Origin of the sequence: Breoghania sp. JC706 (genome assembly GCF_037026715.1) — a bacterium.
Classification (GTDB): domain Bacteria; phylum Pseudomonadota; class Alphaproteobacteria; order Rhizobiales; family Stappiaceae; genus Breoghania.
Map to the genome: position 1 here is coordinate 442,894 of NZ_JBANCG010000002.1, position 14,912 is coordinate 457,805.

Genomic DNA, 14,912 nt, shown 5'->3' on the forward strand with positions numbered 1-14,912 from the left:
GGAGCTACCCGATGAAACTCAGTGCTCGCAATCAGCTCAAGGGAACAGTCGTCGATGTCGTGAAGGGCGCCACCACCGCTCACGTCAAACTCGACATCAATGGTACGATCGTCATCTCCTCAATTACCAATTTCGCCGTCGATGAACTCGGCCTGGAAAAGGGCAAGACGGCCTATGCCGTGATCAAGGCCTCCGCCGTCATGGTTGCCGTCGACGACTGATCCGGGCGACACCTGAATGCCACGATGCCGGGGCGGGCCCGCCCGCTTCGGCAACCCGCCTCGCCGGGCGGATCGCCGCCACCGTCCGCTATGCCGCCGTGTCGCTGTTTCTGCTATGGGGTGGCCGCGCCGGTGCGTGCCGTCCTGCCATGGAGCTGATCTATGTCCAATCCCATCGTCGTCGAAGTCACCCGCGGGGGGCTCGTGGAATCCCGCCACCGCGGCGCTCTGGCGGTCGTCGATACCGACGGAGCCGCGGTTGCCACGTTCGGCGACGTCGCCCGTCCGGTCTACCCGCGTTCTGCGGTGAAGGCGTTGCAGGCCCTGCCGCTGGTTGAATCGGGGGCGGCGGAAGCGCTGGACTACGATCCGGCTGAGCTTGCTCTGGCCTGTTCGTCGCACAACGGCGAGGCCGTCCACATCAATGCCGCCCGCGTCATGCTGATCAAGGCCGGCCTCGACGAGAGCGCGCTGGAATGCGGGGCGCAATGGCCTCAGCTGGAGGAGGACCGGGCAGCTCTTCATCTGGCCGGCGAGAAGCCCGGGGCGATCCACAACAACTGCTCCGGCAAGCATGCCGGTTTTCTGGGGCTCGCCCGGGTGATGGGTGTGGAAACGCGCGGCTACGTGAAGCCGGATCATCCGGTTCAGCGCGAGATCCACTCTGTTCTGGAAGCGATGACGGGCGCAGCCCTCGGCCAGGACGTCTGCGGTATCGACGGGTGTGCGATCCCGACCTTCGCCGTCCCGCTGTCCGGTCTTGCCAAGGCGTTTGCAGCATTCGCGACCGGCGAGGGGCTGGACCCCGGCCGCGCCGAGGCTTGCAGCACTCTCTACGAGGCCTGCACCTCCAATCCCTACATGGTCGCCGGCAAGGGCCGTTTCTGCACCGACGTTATGACGGCATTCGGCGATCGGGTGTTCGTCAAGACGGGGGCGGAGGGCGTCTTCTGCGGGGCGATCCCGGAACTCGGGCTCGGCATCGCGCTGAAATGCGACGACGGCGGCACCCGGGGCGCCGAGGCGATGATGGCCGGCGTCATCCGCACCCTGCTGGATGTGGACGAGGACCAGTCGGAGGTTCTGGCACGTTTCGACAACTCCCCTGTCACGACGCGACGCGGTGTCGTTGCGGGCCATGTCCGCACGGTCGATGGATTTGCGGAACTGGTGCGCGGATAGGAGAGGGGGAGTTTCCGGCCTCTGAGCAAGATGATGGATCCCGACCCCCACCCGAACGGCTGAAGGAGCCGTTCGACCTCCCCTCAAGGGGGAGGTTGGCCGTGGGGCTGGCTTCTTTCCGTAATCCGCACGCACAAAAGACGCCGGGATGCCCCGGGGCGTACACCTTGCGTCCCCCTCCCCCTTGAGGGGAGGGGTTAGGGGTGGGGGTGCCCTTCCGTTCCGATACGGACCGCCGGCACATCCCAAAGGCCATAAGCCTCCTGGACGCGCCCGCTCTGCTATCGGACGATGGCGTTGTCCCGAATGAACGTTCCGTTCTGCAGGTCGCGTACGGCCTCAACGAGTTCGTCGCGGGTGTTCATGACGATCGGTCCGTGCCAGGCGACCGGCTCCTTGATCGGGGCGCCGGAGATCAGCAGGAAGCGTATGCCCATCTCGCCGGCCTGAACGACCACCTCGTCGCCTGAATCGAAGACGACCAGCGTCCTGTTGCCGCTCTCGTCGCGCACGTGCACCTCCTCGCCGTTCACCTGCTTCTCGGTCAGCACGCCGAAGGGATCGGAGGCGTCGCGGAAGCTGCCGGAGCCCTCGAAGATATAGGCGAAGGCCTGGCGGTAGGTGTCGACGGGGAAGACCTTGCGCTTTCCCGGCGGGACGAAGATGTCGAGATACTGCGGATCGGCGGCGATGCCGTCGACAGGGCCGGTCTTGCCCCAGAACGATCCGACCACCACGCGCACCGTCGTGCCGTCGTCGTCGACGATCTCCGGGATCTCGCCGCCGGGAATGTCCTGGTAGCGCGGATCGGTCATCTTCAGCCGCGAGGGCAGGTTCGCCCACAGCTGAAACCCGTGCATGCGGCCTTGCGCGTCACCTTCCGGCATCTCCTGGTGCATGATGCCGCTGCCGGCGGTCATCCACTGCACGTCGCCGGCGCGCAAGGTGCCGCGATTGCCGAGGCTGTCGCCGTGCTCGACGGAGCCTGCAAGCACGTAGGTGATGGTCTCGATGCCGCGATGGGGATGCCACGGAAAGCCGGCCAGATAATCCTCCGGCCGGTCGGAACGGAAATCGTCCATCATCAGGAACGGATCGGTCAGCGAGGGATCGCCGAAACCGAAGACACGGTTGAGTTTCACGCCGGCACCTTCCATCGTCTGCTTGGTGCCGGAAATCTGCTTGATCGGACGGATGGACATGGGCCACCTCCAAACATGAGGAACGTTGTTGACCCTTAAGATGGCGCACAGCGGCTAAAACGCCAGACCTGCCAGGCTGAACGCACCGTTCACGGCCGATGAACCCTTTGGGCCCGGGCTCAGCTCACCCGGTTGCCCGCCACCGTCAGATGCGGCCAGGCCTCGGGGCTGGCGGCGAGATCGCCCGTCGCCCGCTCGTTCCAGCGATAGCCGACGATCGCGCCGTTCTCGATCTCTGAGAGGATGTTGTTGGCGATGATCGTGGAGCGTGCGCCATCTGCCACCGAAACCGCGATGCCCACGCCCGCCTTGCGCACGACATTCGCCGTGGCCGTCACGTTGCGCAGATAGGGCCCCCAGCCGAGCACCATGCCGATTTCCGGCGCATTCTCGATCACGTTGCCGGTAACGGAAGTGTCAGCCTCCACCGCGATGCCGATACCGCGACCCTGGTTGGGATCCTCGTAGGGGATCGTGGTCTTCAGGTTGCGAACGATGTTGCCGCTGACGACCGCAAGCCGGCCGTCGTGATCGAAGTTCGACACGGAAATCCCGGTTGCCGCACCGTCGACGAGATTGGCGGAGACCACGGCGCCCTGCGTGCCGAATTCGACGAAAAGCCCGGTCTCGCCGCTGCGAAGCGCGGTGTTGCCGGTCACCTGCACGTTCGATCCGGCATTGACGCGCACCGCGGTGAAGGCGCAGTCGGAAATGTGGTTGTCGGCCACGATCACGCCGTGTGCGCGGAAGACGTTGATGCCGTTGCCGTTTTGTCCCGATCCGCCGTCGCGTGCGGCGATCCGCTCGATCCGGTTGCCGGAAACGATGGTGTTGTCCTCGCCCTCCTTCCAGCGGTGCACCAGAATGCCGCCATTCGCGCAATCGGCGACCGTATTGCCGCAAAGCCTCAGGCCGCGCGCCTCCACCGAGCGGATGCCGGCTTCGGCCGCGCCGCGCACGGTGGTGTTCTCCACGCGGCCGGAGGAACGCTCAAGCACGATGCCGCTCGCTGCACTGCCGAGCACCTCGCAATCGGTGATGGCGAGCGCGCGGGTCTGCGAGAAATGCGCGAGCGCGGGAGCATAGTCGCCGAGCCCCCGGTTGGCGCCGTCGAGCACCAGCCCGTCGAGGCCGACATTCTCCGTGCCTTCGGCAAAGATCAGGTGGCCGTCGCCGCGATAAAGGAGGCGGGTCTGTCCGGGAACGCCGATCAGCCGGGCGCCGGAGGGCAGGCGCAGGTTGGAGACGGTGTAGCGGCCGGCGGGAATGAACAGCGGCCTGCCGTCGGCGGTGGCCGCGTCGATCGCCTTTTGCAGGGCGCGGCTCTGGTCGTCAGCCGCGCCGGGGCGCAGGTCCGGGGCTTGCGCGGCGAACGAGCCGCGCATGTCGGCAAGCCGGATCGCGGCGTCTGCCGGGCGCGCCAGCGCCGGGACGGCGAGTGTCGTGATGGCGCCGGCGAGAAAGGCGCGACGGTCCATGGACCTTCTCCAGCAACGGGATGCGCCCTTGAAGGGGACGCCTGATCGTCGATGGAGACAGAAGGGCAAGGTTCATGCCGGCAAGGCATGTGCCGGATTGGCACGCTTTGGCGTGCAAACCGGGAGGTAGGCATAAAAAACCCCTCTCCGAAGGGGGAAGACGGAGAGGGGCAGGAGACCGACGCCGCCGGAGCGGCGCGCGGTGCTGTCAGAGATGGATCTGTGCGTAGCGCAGCGCTTCCACGACCGTGTGGGTCTTGTTGGAGGCGTTGAGCTTGGAACCCGCGTTCTGCAGATGGGCGTGAACCGTGCGCTGGGAGATCTTCAGAAGTTCGGCGATGTCGGCCGCGGTCTTGCCCACAGCGGTCAGTTCCAGCACGCGGCGTTCGCGAGCGGACAGATCGCCCGGGCGGTCGGTGGAGACGACGCCGAGCTGGATCAGCCGGCGGAAGGCGACGGTGGCGAGCATGCTGAGCCCCGATATCTGCTCCGGAGCGATTTCCATGTTCGGGCCCGCGCAGATGATCGTGGCTTGGAAGGGCGAGATGTCGTCGACGGGCACCAGCAGGACGTTGACGTCGCCGTGGTTGCCGCCGGCGGCCTCCAGAAGTTCCGAATGCTCCGTGTCGGCTGTGCCCGACTTCCACACGAAGGGGCGGATGGCGGTGAGCGAGGCGAGCAGGACGCTGTCGGAGGGATGCACGCTGTTGAGCTCGGCCCCGTCGCGGCGCTTGTCGGGCCAGTTCATTCGCAGCACCAGGTGATCTATGGGGCGGTTGGGCATCGGCAGACCCGTGATGAGCACGTGGGTCGCGCCATAGTTGCGTAACACACCTTCCAGTCCGTCGAGCACCAGCCCCGGATCCGTCGCTCGGCTGAGCTTCCGGGACGTCTCAAAAAGGTCGGTCATTCCGTCCATGTTCTTGGCCTTTCTGAACTTGGCTCGTTTGAGGCAACGTGCGCAATATCGATCGCTAAGCCGTCAATTGCGTTTAAAATGCGAACGTAGAGCCCGCCACTGGCGAAAAAGGCAGGGGGCGATTTCCCCCTCGCAGAAATTACCCTACGTTGAAAGTGAGGGCAGGTCGATCAAAATTCCTTATGTTAGTATTCATTCTAATGGGTTTTTCCATGATTGTAACACTGCTGAAAATGACATTGCGCCGCCGTAACGTCCGCGATTTTTCCCCAAATAGTTGTGTTGCACGGCCTTTTCCTGCGTGACTATAAGACGGGAGCGGATGCCGCGAGCCTCTCATCACATTTGCTGGAGGTGGCGGCATGCGGTGGGTGGAAAAGCGCGGAAGGCAGCGACGTGATCGAGCTGGCGGGAGGATTTGCGGCGGTCGACGAGACCGATTGGATGGCGGCGGTGGAGGCGGCCTTGAAGGGGCGCCCGTTCGACCGCCTCCGCACGACGACCCATGACGGGTTGACCATCGAGCCGCTCTATCGCGGCCGCAGGGATGCGCAGACCCTCGCCGGGCGGGCCGGCGGTCTGCCGTGGACCGTGATGGCGCGCGTGGAGCATTGCGACCCCGCCGGCGCCAACGCCATGATGCTGGAGGAGCTGGAAAACGGCGCCAACGGCATCGACCTCGTGTTCGCCTCGTCCAAGCATGCGCGCCGCGCAGGCATCGCCTTCGACACGATCGACGACATGGAACGGTTGTTCGACGGGGTTTTTCTGGATCTGGTGACCTTCCGCCTTGATGGCGGCTATCAGACACGCTCCGCATTCGCCATGTTGCTGGCCCTGTCGGAAAAGCGGGGCATCGATCCCGCCTCGCTCAAGGTTCGCGCCGCGATCGATCCGATCGGCAGCCTCGTCGCCAACGGCTGGATCACCGGCTCCATCGAGGCGATGTCGCCGCGCCTCTGGGATCTGGTGCATTTCTGCGAGGAGATCGGTTTCGGCGGGCCGCTGATGAGCGCGGACGGGCGCACCTGGCACGGCGCGGGTGCGAGCGAGGCGCAGGAACTGGCCTACACACTGGCCACCGCCGTCGCCTATCTGCGCATGTTCGAGGGCGCGGAGCGGGACGATCCCGCCTTGGCCGACCGGATCGAGGTCGTGCTGGCGGCCGATGCGGACCAGTTCGCCACCATCGCCAAGCTTCGCGCCATGCGCCGGCTGTGGGCCCGGGTGCTGGACGCCAGCGGCATGCGGCAGCGGCCGCTTCTCGTCCATACGGAAACCGCCTGGCGGATGATGACGCGGCGCGACCCTTGGGTGAACATGCTCAGGACCACGGTCGCCGCCTTTGCCGCGGGCGTCGGCGGCGCCGACAGCGTGACCGTGCTGCCCTTCACCGAGGCGTTGGGGGTGCCGGATGCGTTCGCCCGCCGGATCGCCCGCAACACCCAGACCATCCTGATCGAGGAATCCAACCTGCACCGGGTCGCCGATCCGGCCGCCGGCGCCGGCGCCGTGGAAGCGCTTACCGATGCGCTGGTGGCCAGGGCCTGGAAGCTGTTCCAGCAGGTGGAGGCCGAGGGTGGGATCGAAAAGGCCTATTGTGGCGGATCAGTGCGGGCTGCGGTGCTGAAGACGCGAGAGGAGCGGGCCCGTGCCGTCGCCCTGCGGCGCGAGCCCGTCACCGGCACGTCGAGCTTTCCCAATCTTTCGGAAAAGCCGGTGACCGTCCTGAAGATGGGCGAGCCGGGCATCGGCCGTTCGACCGCCGATATCGTGTTGCCGCCGCCGGGCCGGGGCCGGCTGGCACGCGCCCTGGTGAACGAGGCGGCATCGGGCGCTACCGCCGCGGATCTTGCCCGCGCGCGCGATACCCTGGAGCGCGTGGAGGCGGAGGTGCTGAAGCCGTGCCGGGTAGCCCATCCCTTCGAGGCGCTGCGCGATTCATCCGACGCCTATTTCGAGATGCATGGGCGCCGGCCGACGGTTCTGCTCGCCGGTTTCGGCAAGGTCGCCGATTTCACGGCACGCGTGACCTGGGCGAAGAATTTCTTCGAGGCGGGCGGAATCGTGACGGAGGCGAGCGAGGCGCTGAGCGATGGGGCAAGCGCGGGATACGCCTTCCGCAAGGCGAACGCCACCATCGCCTGCCTGTGTTCGTCCGATGCGCTCTATGCCGAACAGGGGGCGGAGATTGCGGCCGCGCTCAAGAAGGCGGGCGCCGCGCATGTCTACATCGCCGGCCGTCCGGCCGACGCGGATGGCGCACTGGAAAAGGCGGGCGTGGAACTGGCCTTCTACGAGGGGTGCGACGTTCTCGGCGCGCTTCAGGCGATCCATGCTAGTCTGGGCCTGAGCGAGCTGGACGGGGAGGAAGACTGAGGAGGCCGCCGGCTCTGGCGCCGGCGCTCTTCGGCAAGTCAGGGACCCGAGGGTCCCGATCGACGTAACGGGGGCCTCAGGGCCCGGAGGCGAGACGATGACCCGAATTCCGGATTTCTCCAAGATCGACTATGCCGACGTGGCACCCGCCGCGTCGGAAAAGGGCGGCACGCCCTGGGATACGCCGGAGGAGATCGCGGTCGCGCCCGTCTACGGCACCGCCGATCTCGACGGTCTCGATTTCCTCGACACCTGGCCCGGTCTGCCGCCGTTCCTGCGCGGGCCATATCCGACCATGTATGTCCAGCAGCCCTGGACGATCCGGCAATATGCGGGCTTTTCCACGGCCGAGGATTCCAACGCCTTCTACCGTCGCAATCTTGCGGCCGGGCAGAAGGGCCTGTCTGTCGCCTTCGACCTCGCCACACACCGCGGCTATGACTCAGACCATCCGCGCGTGACCGGCGATGTCGGCATGGCGGGCGTGGCGATCGACAGCATTCTCGACATGCGTACGCTGTTCTCCGGCATTCCGCTTGACCGGATGAGCGTGTCGATGACCATGAACGGCGCGGTGCTTCCCGTTCTCGCGCTCTATATCGTGGCGGCCGAAGAACAGGGCGTGGCGCAGGAGAAGCTTTCGGGGACCATCCAGAACGACATCCTCAAGGAGTTCATGGTCCGCAACACCTACATCTACCCGCCGCAGCCCTCCATGCGGATCATCTCCGACATCTTCGCCTACACGGCGAAGCACATGCCGAAGTTCAACTCCATCTCCATTTCCGGCTATCACATGCAGGAGGCGGGTGCGACGGCGGATCTGGAACTCGCCTACACCATCGCCGATGGCATCGAATATGCCCGCGCCGGTGTCGCCGCCGGCATGGATATCGACACGTTTGCACCCCGGCTGTCGTTCTTCTGGGCGATCGGCATGAACTTCTTCATGGAGGTGGCGAAGCTCAGGGCCGCACGGCTCATCTGGGCAAAGCTGATCCGCGATGAATTCGCACCGAAAAACCCCAAGTCCCTGTCGCTTCGAACCCATTCGCAAACATCCGGCTGGTCGCTGACGGCGCAAGACGTCTTCAACAACGTCATGCGCACCTGCGTGGAAGCGATGGCGGCCACGCAAGGCCACACGCAGAGCCTGCACACCAACTCGCTCGACGAGGCGCTGGCGCTGCCGACAGACTTCTCCGCCCGCATCGCGCGCAACACCCAACTCTTCCTGCAGCAGGAAAGCGGCACTACCCGCACGATCGACCCGTGGGGCGGCTCGTTCTATGTCGAGCGGCTGACCTACGAGCTGGCCGCCAAGGCCCTGGCCCATATCGAGGAAGTCGAAAAGCTCGGCGGCATGGCCAAGGCCATCGAGAAGGGCATTCCGAAGCTCCGCATTGAGGAGGCTGCCGCCAAGACCCAGGCGCGCATCGACAGCCGCACCCAGACGGTCGTCGGCGTCAACAAGTACAAGCCGACGCGGGCAGACGACATTGATGTCCTCAAGGTCGACAACGCCCAGGTGCGCGCTCAGCAGCTGGACAAGCTGAAGCGGCTTCGTGAGACGCGCGACGAGGGCGCGACGGCGGCGGCGCTTGCCGCGTTGACGGCGGGCGCGAAGGGCGACGGCAACCTGCTGGCGCTCTCCATCGACGCCGCGCGGGCCGGCGCCACGGTCGGCGAGATCTCGAACGCGATGGAGGAGGTCTTCGGCCGTCACAAGGCGGAGATCAAGTCGATTTCCGGCGTCTACAAGCGCGAGGTTGGAGCCATGTCGGAGGCGGTGGAGAAAGTGGCGAAGATGGTCGCGGCATTCGAGGAACACGACGGCCGCCGCCCGCGCATCCTGATCGCCAAGATGGGCCAGGACGGCCATGACCGCGGCCAGAAGGTGATCGCCTCGGCCTTTGCCGATCTCGGTTTCGACGTCGATATCGGTCCCCTGTTCCAGACGCCGGAGGAAGCCGCGCGCCAGGCGGTTGAGAACGACGTTCATGCGGTGGGCGTGTCGTCGCTCGCCGCAGGTCACCTGACGCTTGTACCGGCGTTGAGGCAGGCACTCGCCAACGAGGGCCGCGAGGACATCCTGATCGTCGTCGGCGGCGTGATCCCGCCGCAGGATTATGAGGCACTGTATCAGGCCGGTGCGGCCGCGATCTTCCCGCCGGGCACGGTGATCGCGGAAAGCGCGATGGAGCTGATCGGTAAATTGAACGAGAAGCTCGGGTATGGCGAAGCGGAGGCGGCGGAGTAGGGGGCAGGCGAGGGCGCGTCCCGAGGCGATGGATCTCTCCATGAGGGGACAATTGAAAACCGGGCTCCCCTCACACCCGCACCGGCCCATCCGCTGCCGTCTCTCCCACATCCCGCCACACGTTTCTCTTGCCCAGCCGCCGTTCGCGGAAGTCGGCCCAGGCCATGTTCAGGGTCATCTGGTTGAACCGGATGCCCGGCAGCGCCAGCGGGTCGAGGCCTGTCCAGGGCAGGAACGGGTTGCGGCGCAGGTTGCCGTTGATCTCCACCCGCACCGTCGGCTTCGGCGAGGGCGTGCGGCCGTGGAAGGCGAACGTGTCCGCGATTACCAGCGTGTTGGCCGGAACCGTGACCGCAACCGGATCGCCGAAGCCGAGCGCTGACAGCTCTGCCTCCTTCACCCGGAAGGAGCCGAGCGCGGTGTGACCACCGGTCTCCAGCGCATGGAGGCTCTGTTCGTATTCCCACTTGAGGCGCGCCTCCGTCAGCCGGTGCGAGCCGGGCACGAAGCGGAAGGGGCCATCGTCGGGGCCGACGTCGTCCAGGAACAGCCAGCACTTCACCGTCGAATGGAAAGTGTCGGCGTGAAGGTCCGTCTGCGGATCGGGCTTGCGGCCCTGCGCCTCGGCCAGAACCGTCTGGATGAAGAACGTGGGCTCGCCGGCGCGTGAGGACATGTAGTGCATGGCCGCGCGCAGGAACGGGCTCTCCACCACCTCGCGCGTCGCCGGCATGGATGCCAGAAGCGAGGCCGGCAGCGGCACCATGCGGGTCACGGTGCGGCCCTGGCGCATCTCGCGGGCCGGAAAGGTGCGGCCGAACACTTCCGCGCGCAGGCGCTTGAAAGCCTCCGGCGCAAGGAAATTCTCCTTCACCAGAAAGCCGTCGCGATCATAGGCCGCGCGATCGGCGGCATCGACGCGGTGGGCAAGCCGCTTGCGCCGCGCCTCGGCCATCCGAGCGGCGATTTCCACCCGCGCGCGATGCAGGCCGCGCTCGTTGAGCCTTCGGTTTCCCAGAATCGGATTGGCCGCGAACGACTTCGCCGGGCTCGCGATTTCGGCCAGCCACAGCGGGCTCTTGAGAATGTCGTAGGGCGTCATCGGCCTCTCGGTGAAGTTCGGTTGAACGGTCGCGGGCGGGCGTTCCGGCCACGCCGTCGTTTCGTCGCGGGGACCATAACACCCTGCGCGCCAGTGCACAGCTTTGGAAATCTCGCTCCCCGCACCGTCCGGGCACGTTGCCCGACGCGCCGTGATGGCCTAACTCTGATGGCCGCGCATATTCGTCGGTCCTTCCAGGGAGTTTTCCGTTTCCATGTCCTCTGACAAACTGTCCGCGGTGCTCGGCCGCATCGATGCCGATTTCGACAAGAGCCTCGAGCGCCTGTTCGACCTGCTTCGCATTCCTTCAATTTCCACCGACCCCGCGCACGCCGCCGATTGCCGGCAGGCTGCGGAGTGGCTGGCGAAGGAACTGACCGGCATCGGCATCGAGGCCTCGGTTCGCGAGACCAACGGTCATCCGATGGTGATCGGACACCGTAAGGGCGAGGGCAAGCCGGGCCCGCACGTGCTGTTCTATGGCCATTACGACGTGCAGCCCGTCGATCCGCTGGATCTGTGGGAGACGGAACCCTTCGCCCCGCGCGTGGCCACGAAGCCGGACGGCACCAAGATCATCGTTGCCCGCGGTGCCGCCGACGACAAGGGCCAGCTCATGACCTTCGTCGAAGCCGCGCGCGCCTGGATCGCGGAAGCCGGCGACCTGCCGGTCTCCGTCTCCGTCATGCTGGAGGGCGAGGAGGAAAGCGGCTCACCCTCGCTGCGCCCGTTCCTCGATGCCAACGCGAAAGAACTGACGGCCGATCTGGCGCTCGTCTGCGACACGGGCATGTGGGACGCCGAGACGCCCGCCATCACCACCATGCTGCGCGGACTTGTGGGCGAGGAAATTACGATCACCGCCGCCAGCCGCGACCTGCATTCCGGCATGTATGGCGGTCTTGCGCGCAATCCCATCCACGTTCTCGTCGACATCCTCGACGGCCTGCATGACGAGGACGGCCGGGTCACCGTGCCGAACTTCTACGACGGCGTCATCGAGATGCCGGCCGATGTGAAGGAAATGTGGGAGGGGCTCGGCTTTTCGGCGGACAACTTCCTGGGAGAGATCGGGCTGAAGCAGCCTGCGGGCGAGACCGACCGCACGCCCCTGGAAAAGATCTGGACGCGGCCGACCTGCGAGATCAACGGCATTTCCGGTGGCTACCAGGGCGCGGGCTTCAAGACCGTGATCGCCTCGAAGGCATCGGCCAAGGTCTCGTTCCGGCTGGTCGGCAATCAGGATCCGGAAAAGATCCGCGAGGCCTTCCGTGCCTATGTGCGCTCCAAGGTGCCGGCCGACTGCACGGTGGATTTTGCCGAGCATGGCGGTGCGCCGGCCCTTCGGCTCGATTTCGAGAGCCCGTCTCTTGCCAAGGCCCGCGATGCATTGAGCACGGAATGGGGCAAGCCGGCGGCGACCATCGGCTGCGGCGGCTCGATCCCGATCGTCGGCGACTTCAAGTCCCGGCTCGGCATGGATTCGCTGCTCGTTGGCTTCGGGCTCGATGACGACCAGGTGCACTCGCCCAACGAGAAGTACAACATGACGAGCTTCCACCACGGCATCCGCTCCTGGGCGCGGATTCTGGACGAGCTGTCGAAGTAGGAATGACAAGAGTGCCCGGAGTGTGAACATGAGCGAACTGAACGCGATCTGCGTCTATTGCGGATCCAATCCGGGCAACCGGCCCGACTATCTGGCGGCGGCGGAGGCGCTGGGCGATCTGATCGCCCGGCGCGGCCTGAGGCTGGTCTATGGCGGGGCTGAAATCGGACTGATGGGCCGTGTGGCGAGTGCCGCGCTTGCCGCCGGCGGCGAGGTCGTCGGCATCATGCCGCAGGCGCTCGTCGATCGCGAGATCGCCCACAAGGGGCTCTCCGAACTCCACGTCGTCGCCTCCATGCACGAGCGCAAGAAGATGATGGCCGATCTCTCCGACGGCTTCATCGCGCTGCCCGGCGGCATCGGCACGCTGGAGGAGCTTTTCGAGGTGTGGACCTGGGCGCAGCTCGGCCACCACGACAAGCCGTGCGGCCTTCTGGATGTGGCGGGCTACTATTCGAAGCTCGCCGCCTTCCTCGACCATCAGGTTGCGGAAGGCTTCGTGCGCGCCGAACATCGCGCCATGCTGGCGATCGACGCGGATCCGGCGGCGCTGCTGCAAACCTTTACGGCCTATCAGGCGCCGCACGTGACGAAATGGGTGGAGCGTTCCGACGTTTGACCGTCGCCAGACGGTCGGCTCATACGAAAAATGCCTGCGGCCTCAGTCGTTGAGGCCGTGGGCGTTGAGGCCGCGGGCGATGCGGGCGCGTTCGATGAAGCTCAGGTCTTCGGCCGGGAAGGGAGCCGGAACACGGATCGACAGGACGCCCGCGGCCGAAAGCGCGCCGATGGCGCTGGCGACGAAATCGATGATCGACATGTCGCGATAGCCGAGCCGTCCCTGGATGATCTCTCCGGCGGCCGCCAGGATCAGCGCGACGACAAGAGCGGGCACGGCGCTGCCCCGGAAAAATCCCGAAAGCGAAATCGTGAGCAGGGCGAAGAAGACGCCATGGAACGCCCAGTCATAGGGATGGGCGAGCCCGAGCGGCAGGCCGAAGCCGAGCGCCGCTCCGGTTATGAGCAGAAACGCGGTGGAACTCGCTGTCGCCGGCGGCACCCTGTCGAAGACGTGTGCAATGCGGACGGAGAGGGAATTCAGCATGCCGGTGCACCTCTGCTCCAGATCGACGGTGCGGTCTGGTTGCCCAGCGAAACCGTCGGATTCGTTAGTGCCAGTTTTCGGTCGCATTGGTTTACGAATGGTTAACGAAAAGGTTTCCTTAACCAATCCGGCGGCCTTTCCTGCCCGAAACGTGTCGTTGAGGCCGTTGCCGGTGCTTCCCGCAGCATTCCCTGCAAGTCTTGCGCTCAGAAAAGAAAGAGGCGTTCAGAAGGGGGATCTGAACGCCTCACGGTACTTTGTTGCAGCCACGCCCGCGCGCGAATGCTGACCGGACTTTCGCGGGAGCTGTTGCGGCATCTCCCGCTTTCCAGTGTCAACGGGCGCCGCGGAGAGTGAACGGGGCGCCCGATGCCACGTGGCCTGCGACCGACAGGGGGAACGGCCGCTCTCCCCGTACCGCAAGGGAGCTGGAGAGGGCTCCGACTCAAGCGGCACGGATCTCAGTGGTGCAGGTGAACCGGCTGGTCGCGCCCGGTGGTCACGACGGCAAACGGGCTCGTCTGCCGATCGCTCTCAATCGGGGGAGCCAGGCTCACGAGAGGCAGCAGGAGTGTTTCACGCTTGTCTGTCTGATGCCGCTGCGCCAGCAGGCGCAAGGCGTCGCGAAACAGGGGGTGAAGTATCTTCAGGCTGTTCCGGTCGAAACGCCGAAGATTTTTCCGCAAACGTCTGTCCGCCTCGTAGGAGTCGTTGTTCTTTGTATTGTCAAACATAACAGGACCCTCGCCTCTCTTGGAAGATTACTTTACGGGAACTAATCCCCGAGAAAAAGGGAATAATCCACCGAAAAAAGACGTACTGTGGAAGAAAATGTGGAGAGTTCCGTCTAACCCATGAAAATTATGGAAAAAAACCGTCAAGCCAACTTTGCGGCCTCCGTTGGCCTGTGGATAACGTTCTGTTAACGTCTGTTTTTCGTTGCGTGCGATGATCGTACGAGCGCGCAGGCGATGTGTCGCAAGCGGTTGTAAAATAAGGCAATATACAGGTTAATACGGATCATCAGCGCAATTCCAAGTAAAGTCCGGATGGGCCGGGTGTGCCTCCCCGATCTCGCTTCGTTTGCAAGCGGCGGCCACTGGACATGGTGTTTCCCGTTTTCAGCCGCATGGCCGAGCGGCGTCGGCGCGGGCGAAAAAAGGGGCTTTGGCAAAAGGTGTTGCGGGCAAGGCGAGGCGAGTTGGTCGACAGGCTCGCCGGAAAGCCGGGCCCTGCCTTCGCCGGTCAAAGGGGCAAAACAATATCCCGTCAAGTCCGCGATGCCGGATGTAATGGTACAGGGTCCGACTCGGCGCAACTTTCGTGGCCGGGGATTTCGAGGCGTTCAGGCCGTGGCGACGTACACTTTTCTTTGTCTGTTCCGTGAAACCGGCAGCAGGCCCTCCTGTGTCAGGGCGTGGCGAGCAAGCCGGATCTCCCGCACCACCCGGCGAA

12 protein-coding genes are annotated in these 14,912 nt (G+C 65.2%); 6 read left to right on the plus strand and 6 right to left on the minus strand.

Annotation, left to right across the window (positions count from 1 at the left end; all coding sequences use genetic code 11):
- Positions 1-11: 11 nt before the first annotated feature.
- Together V2L18_RS05110 and V2L18_RS05115 are read left to right on the plus strand one after the other, a co-directional pair.
- Entirely contained in the window at positions 12-221 is a 210-nt protein-coding gene (locus V2L18_RS05110) for a molybdopterin-binding protein (RefSeq protein ID WP_336176748.1), read from the plus strand.
- A 162-nt stretch (positions 222-383) separates the two neighbouring features.
- Entirely contained in the window at positions 384-1,403 is a 1,020-nt protein-coding gene (locus V2L18_RS05115) for an asparaginase (protein WP_336176749.1), read from the plus strand.
- A 281-nt stretch (positions 1,404-1,684) separates the two neighbouring features.
- Here the strand turns inward: V2L18_RS05115 and V2L18_RS05120 are convergent, their stop codons facing one another.
- The 3 genes from V2L18_RS05120 to V2L18_RS05130 all read right to left on the minus strand — a co-directional run bounded on the left by V2L18_RS05120 (position 1,685) and on the right by V2L18_RS05130 (position 4,993).
- Positions 1,685-2,605: a pirin family protein gene (locus tag V2L18_RS05120; protein ID WP_336176750.1), complete on the minus strand. Its 921-nt coding sequence runs from the start codon at positions 2,603-2,605 to the stop codon at positions 1,685-1,687.
- A gap of 119 nt (positions 2,606-2,724) precedes the next feature.
- Complete coding sequence (locus V2L18_RS05125) at positions 2,725-4,083, minus strand: TIGR03808 family TAT-translocated repetitive protein (RefSeq protein WP_336176751.1); 1,359 nt, start codon at positions 4,081-4,083, stop codon at positions 2,725-2,727.
- 208 nt (positions 4,084-4,291) lie between these two features.
- Positions 4,292-4,993 carry a helix-turn-helix transcriptional regulator gene (locus V2L18_RS05130; RefSeq protein WP_336176752.1) on the minus strand — a complete coding sequence of 234 codons (702 nt, stop codon included), beginning with the start codon at positions 4,991-4,993 and terminating at the stop codon, positions 4,292-4,294.
- A 405-nt stretch (positions 4,994-5,398) separates the two neighbouring features.
- Between V2L18_RS05130 and V2L18_RS05135 the strand changes: the two genes are divergently transcribed.
- Both V2L18_RS05135 and scpA read left to right on the plus strand, forming a co-directional pair.
- The gene (locus V2L18_RS05135; RefSeq protein WP_336176753.1) at positions 5,399-7,381 is read left to right on the plus strand and encodes a methylmalonyl-CoA mutase family protein; all 1,983 of its coding nucleotides are present in this window, start codon (positions 5,399-5,401) and stop codon (positions 7,379-7,381) included.
- Positions 7,382-7,478: 97 nt separating this feature from the next.
- Positions 7,479-9,641, plus strand: a complete 2,163-nt coding sequence (scpA, locus tag V2L18_RS05140; RefSeq protein WP_336176755.1) for a methylmalonyl-CoA mutase — start codon at positions 7,479-7,481, stop codon at positions 9,639-9,641.
- Positions 9,642-9,711: 70 nt separating this feature from the next.
- Here the strand turns inward: scpA and V2L18_RS05145 are convergent, their stop codons facing one another.
- Positions 9,712-10,743 carry a phytanoyl-CoA dioxygenase family protein gene (locus V2L18_RS05145; protein ID WP_336176756.1) on the minus strand — a complete coding sequence of 344 codons (1,032 nt, stop codon included), beginning with the start codon at positions 10,741-10,743 and terminating at the stop codon, positions 9,712-9,714.
- Between the two features lie 214 nt (positions 10,744-10,957).
- Between V2L18_RS05145 and V2L18_RS05150 the strand changes: the two genes are divergently transcribed.
- On the plus strand, positions 10,958-12,352 hold the full coding sequence (locus V2L18_RS05150) for a dipeptidase (RefSeq protein ID WP_336176757.1): 1,395 nt from the start codon (positions 10,958-10,960) through the stop codon (positions 12,350-12,352).
- Between the two features lie 37 nt (positions 12,353-12,389).
- Positions 12,390-12,971, plus strand: a complete 582-nt coding sequence (locus V2L18_RS05155; RefSeq protein ID WP_336177013.1) for a TIGR00730 family Rossman fold protein — start codon at positions 12,390-12,392, stop codon at positions 12,969-12,971.
- A 42-nt stretch (positions 12,972-13,013) separates the two neighbouring features.
- On the opposite strand, the gene V2L18_RS05160 is transcribed toward V2L18_RS05155, so the two are convergent.
- Together V2L18_RS05160 and V2L18_RS05165 are read right to left on the minus strand one after the other, a co-directional pair.
- Complete coding sequence (locus V2L18_RS05160; RefSeq protein ID WP_336176758.1) at positions 13,014-13,457, minus strand: hypothetical protein; 444 nt, start codon at positions 13,455-13,457, stop codon at positions 13,014-13,016.
- 461 nt (positions 13,458-13,918) lie between these two features.
- Positions 13,919-14,191: a hypothetical protein gene (locus V2L18_RS05165; protein WP_336176759.1), complete on the minus strand. Its 273-nt coding sequence runs from the start codon at positions 14,189-14,191 to the stop codon at positions 13,919-13,921.
- Positions 14,192-14,912 lie beyond the last annotated feature (721 nt).

What these genes read in the sequence shown, in the direction of transcription:
- V2L18_RS05165 (WP_336176759.1), bottom strand. Translation starts at nt 14,191, where the DNA reads ATGTTTGACAATACAAAGAACAACGACTCCTACGAGGCGGACAGACGT.
- V2L18_RS05150 (WP_336176757.1), top strand. Translation starts at nt 10,958, where the DNA reads ATGTCCTCTGACAAACTGTCCGCGGTGCTCGGCCGCATCGATGCCGAT.
- scpA (WP_336176755.1), top strand. Translation starts at nt 7,479, where the DNA reads ATGACCCGAATTCCGGATTTCTCCAAGATCGACTATGCCGACGTGGCA.
- V2L18_RS05110 (WP_336176748.1), top strand. Translation starts at nt 12, where the DNA reads ATGAAACTCAGTGCTCGCAATCAGCTCAAGGGAACAGTCGTCGATGTC.
- V2L18_RS05115 (WP_336176749.1), top strand. Translation starts at nt 384, where the DNA reads ATGTCCAATCCCATCGTCGTCGAAGTCACCCGCGGGGGGCTCGTGGAA.
- V2L18_RS05120 (WP_336176750.1), bottom strand. Translation starts at nt 2,605, where the DNA reads ATGTCCATCCGTCCGATCAAGCAGATTTCCGGCACCAAGCAGACGATG.
- V2L18_RS05130 (WP_336176752.1), bottom strand. Translation starts at nt 4,993, where the DNA reads ATGACCGACCTTTTTGAGACGTCCCGGAAGCTCAGCCGAGCGACGGAT.
- V2L18_RS05160 (WP_336176758.1), bottom strand. Translation starts at nt 13,457, where the DNA reads ATGCTGAATTCCCTCTCCGTCCGCATTGCACACGTCTTCGACAGGGTG.
- V2L18_RS05145 (WP_336176756.1), bottom strand. Translation starts at nt 10,743, where the DNA reads ATGACGCCCTACGACATTCTCAAGAGCCCGCTGTGGCTGGCCGAAATC.
- V2L18_RS05125 (WP_336176751.1), bottom strand. Translation starts at nt 4,083, where the DNA reads ATGGACCGTCGCGCCTTTCTCGCCGGCGCCATCACGACACTCGCCGTC.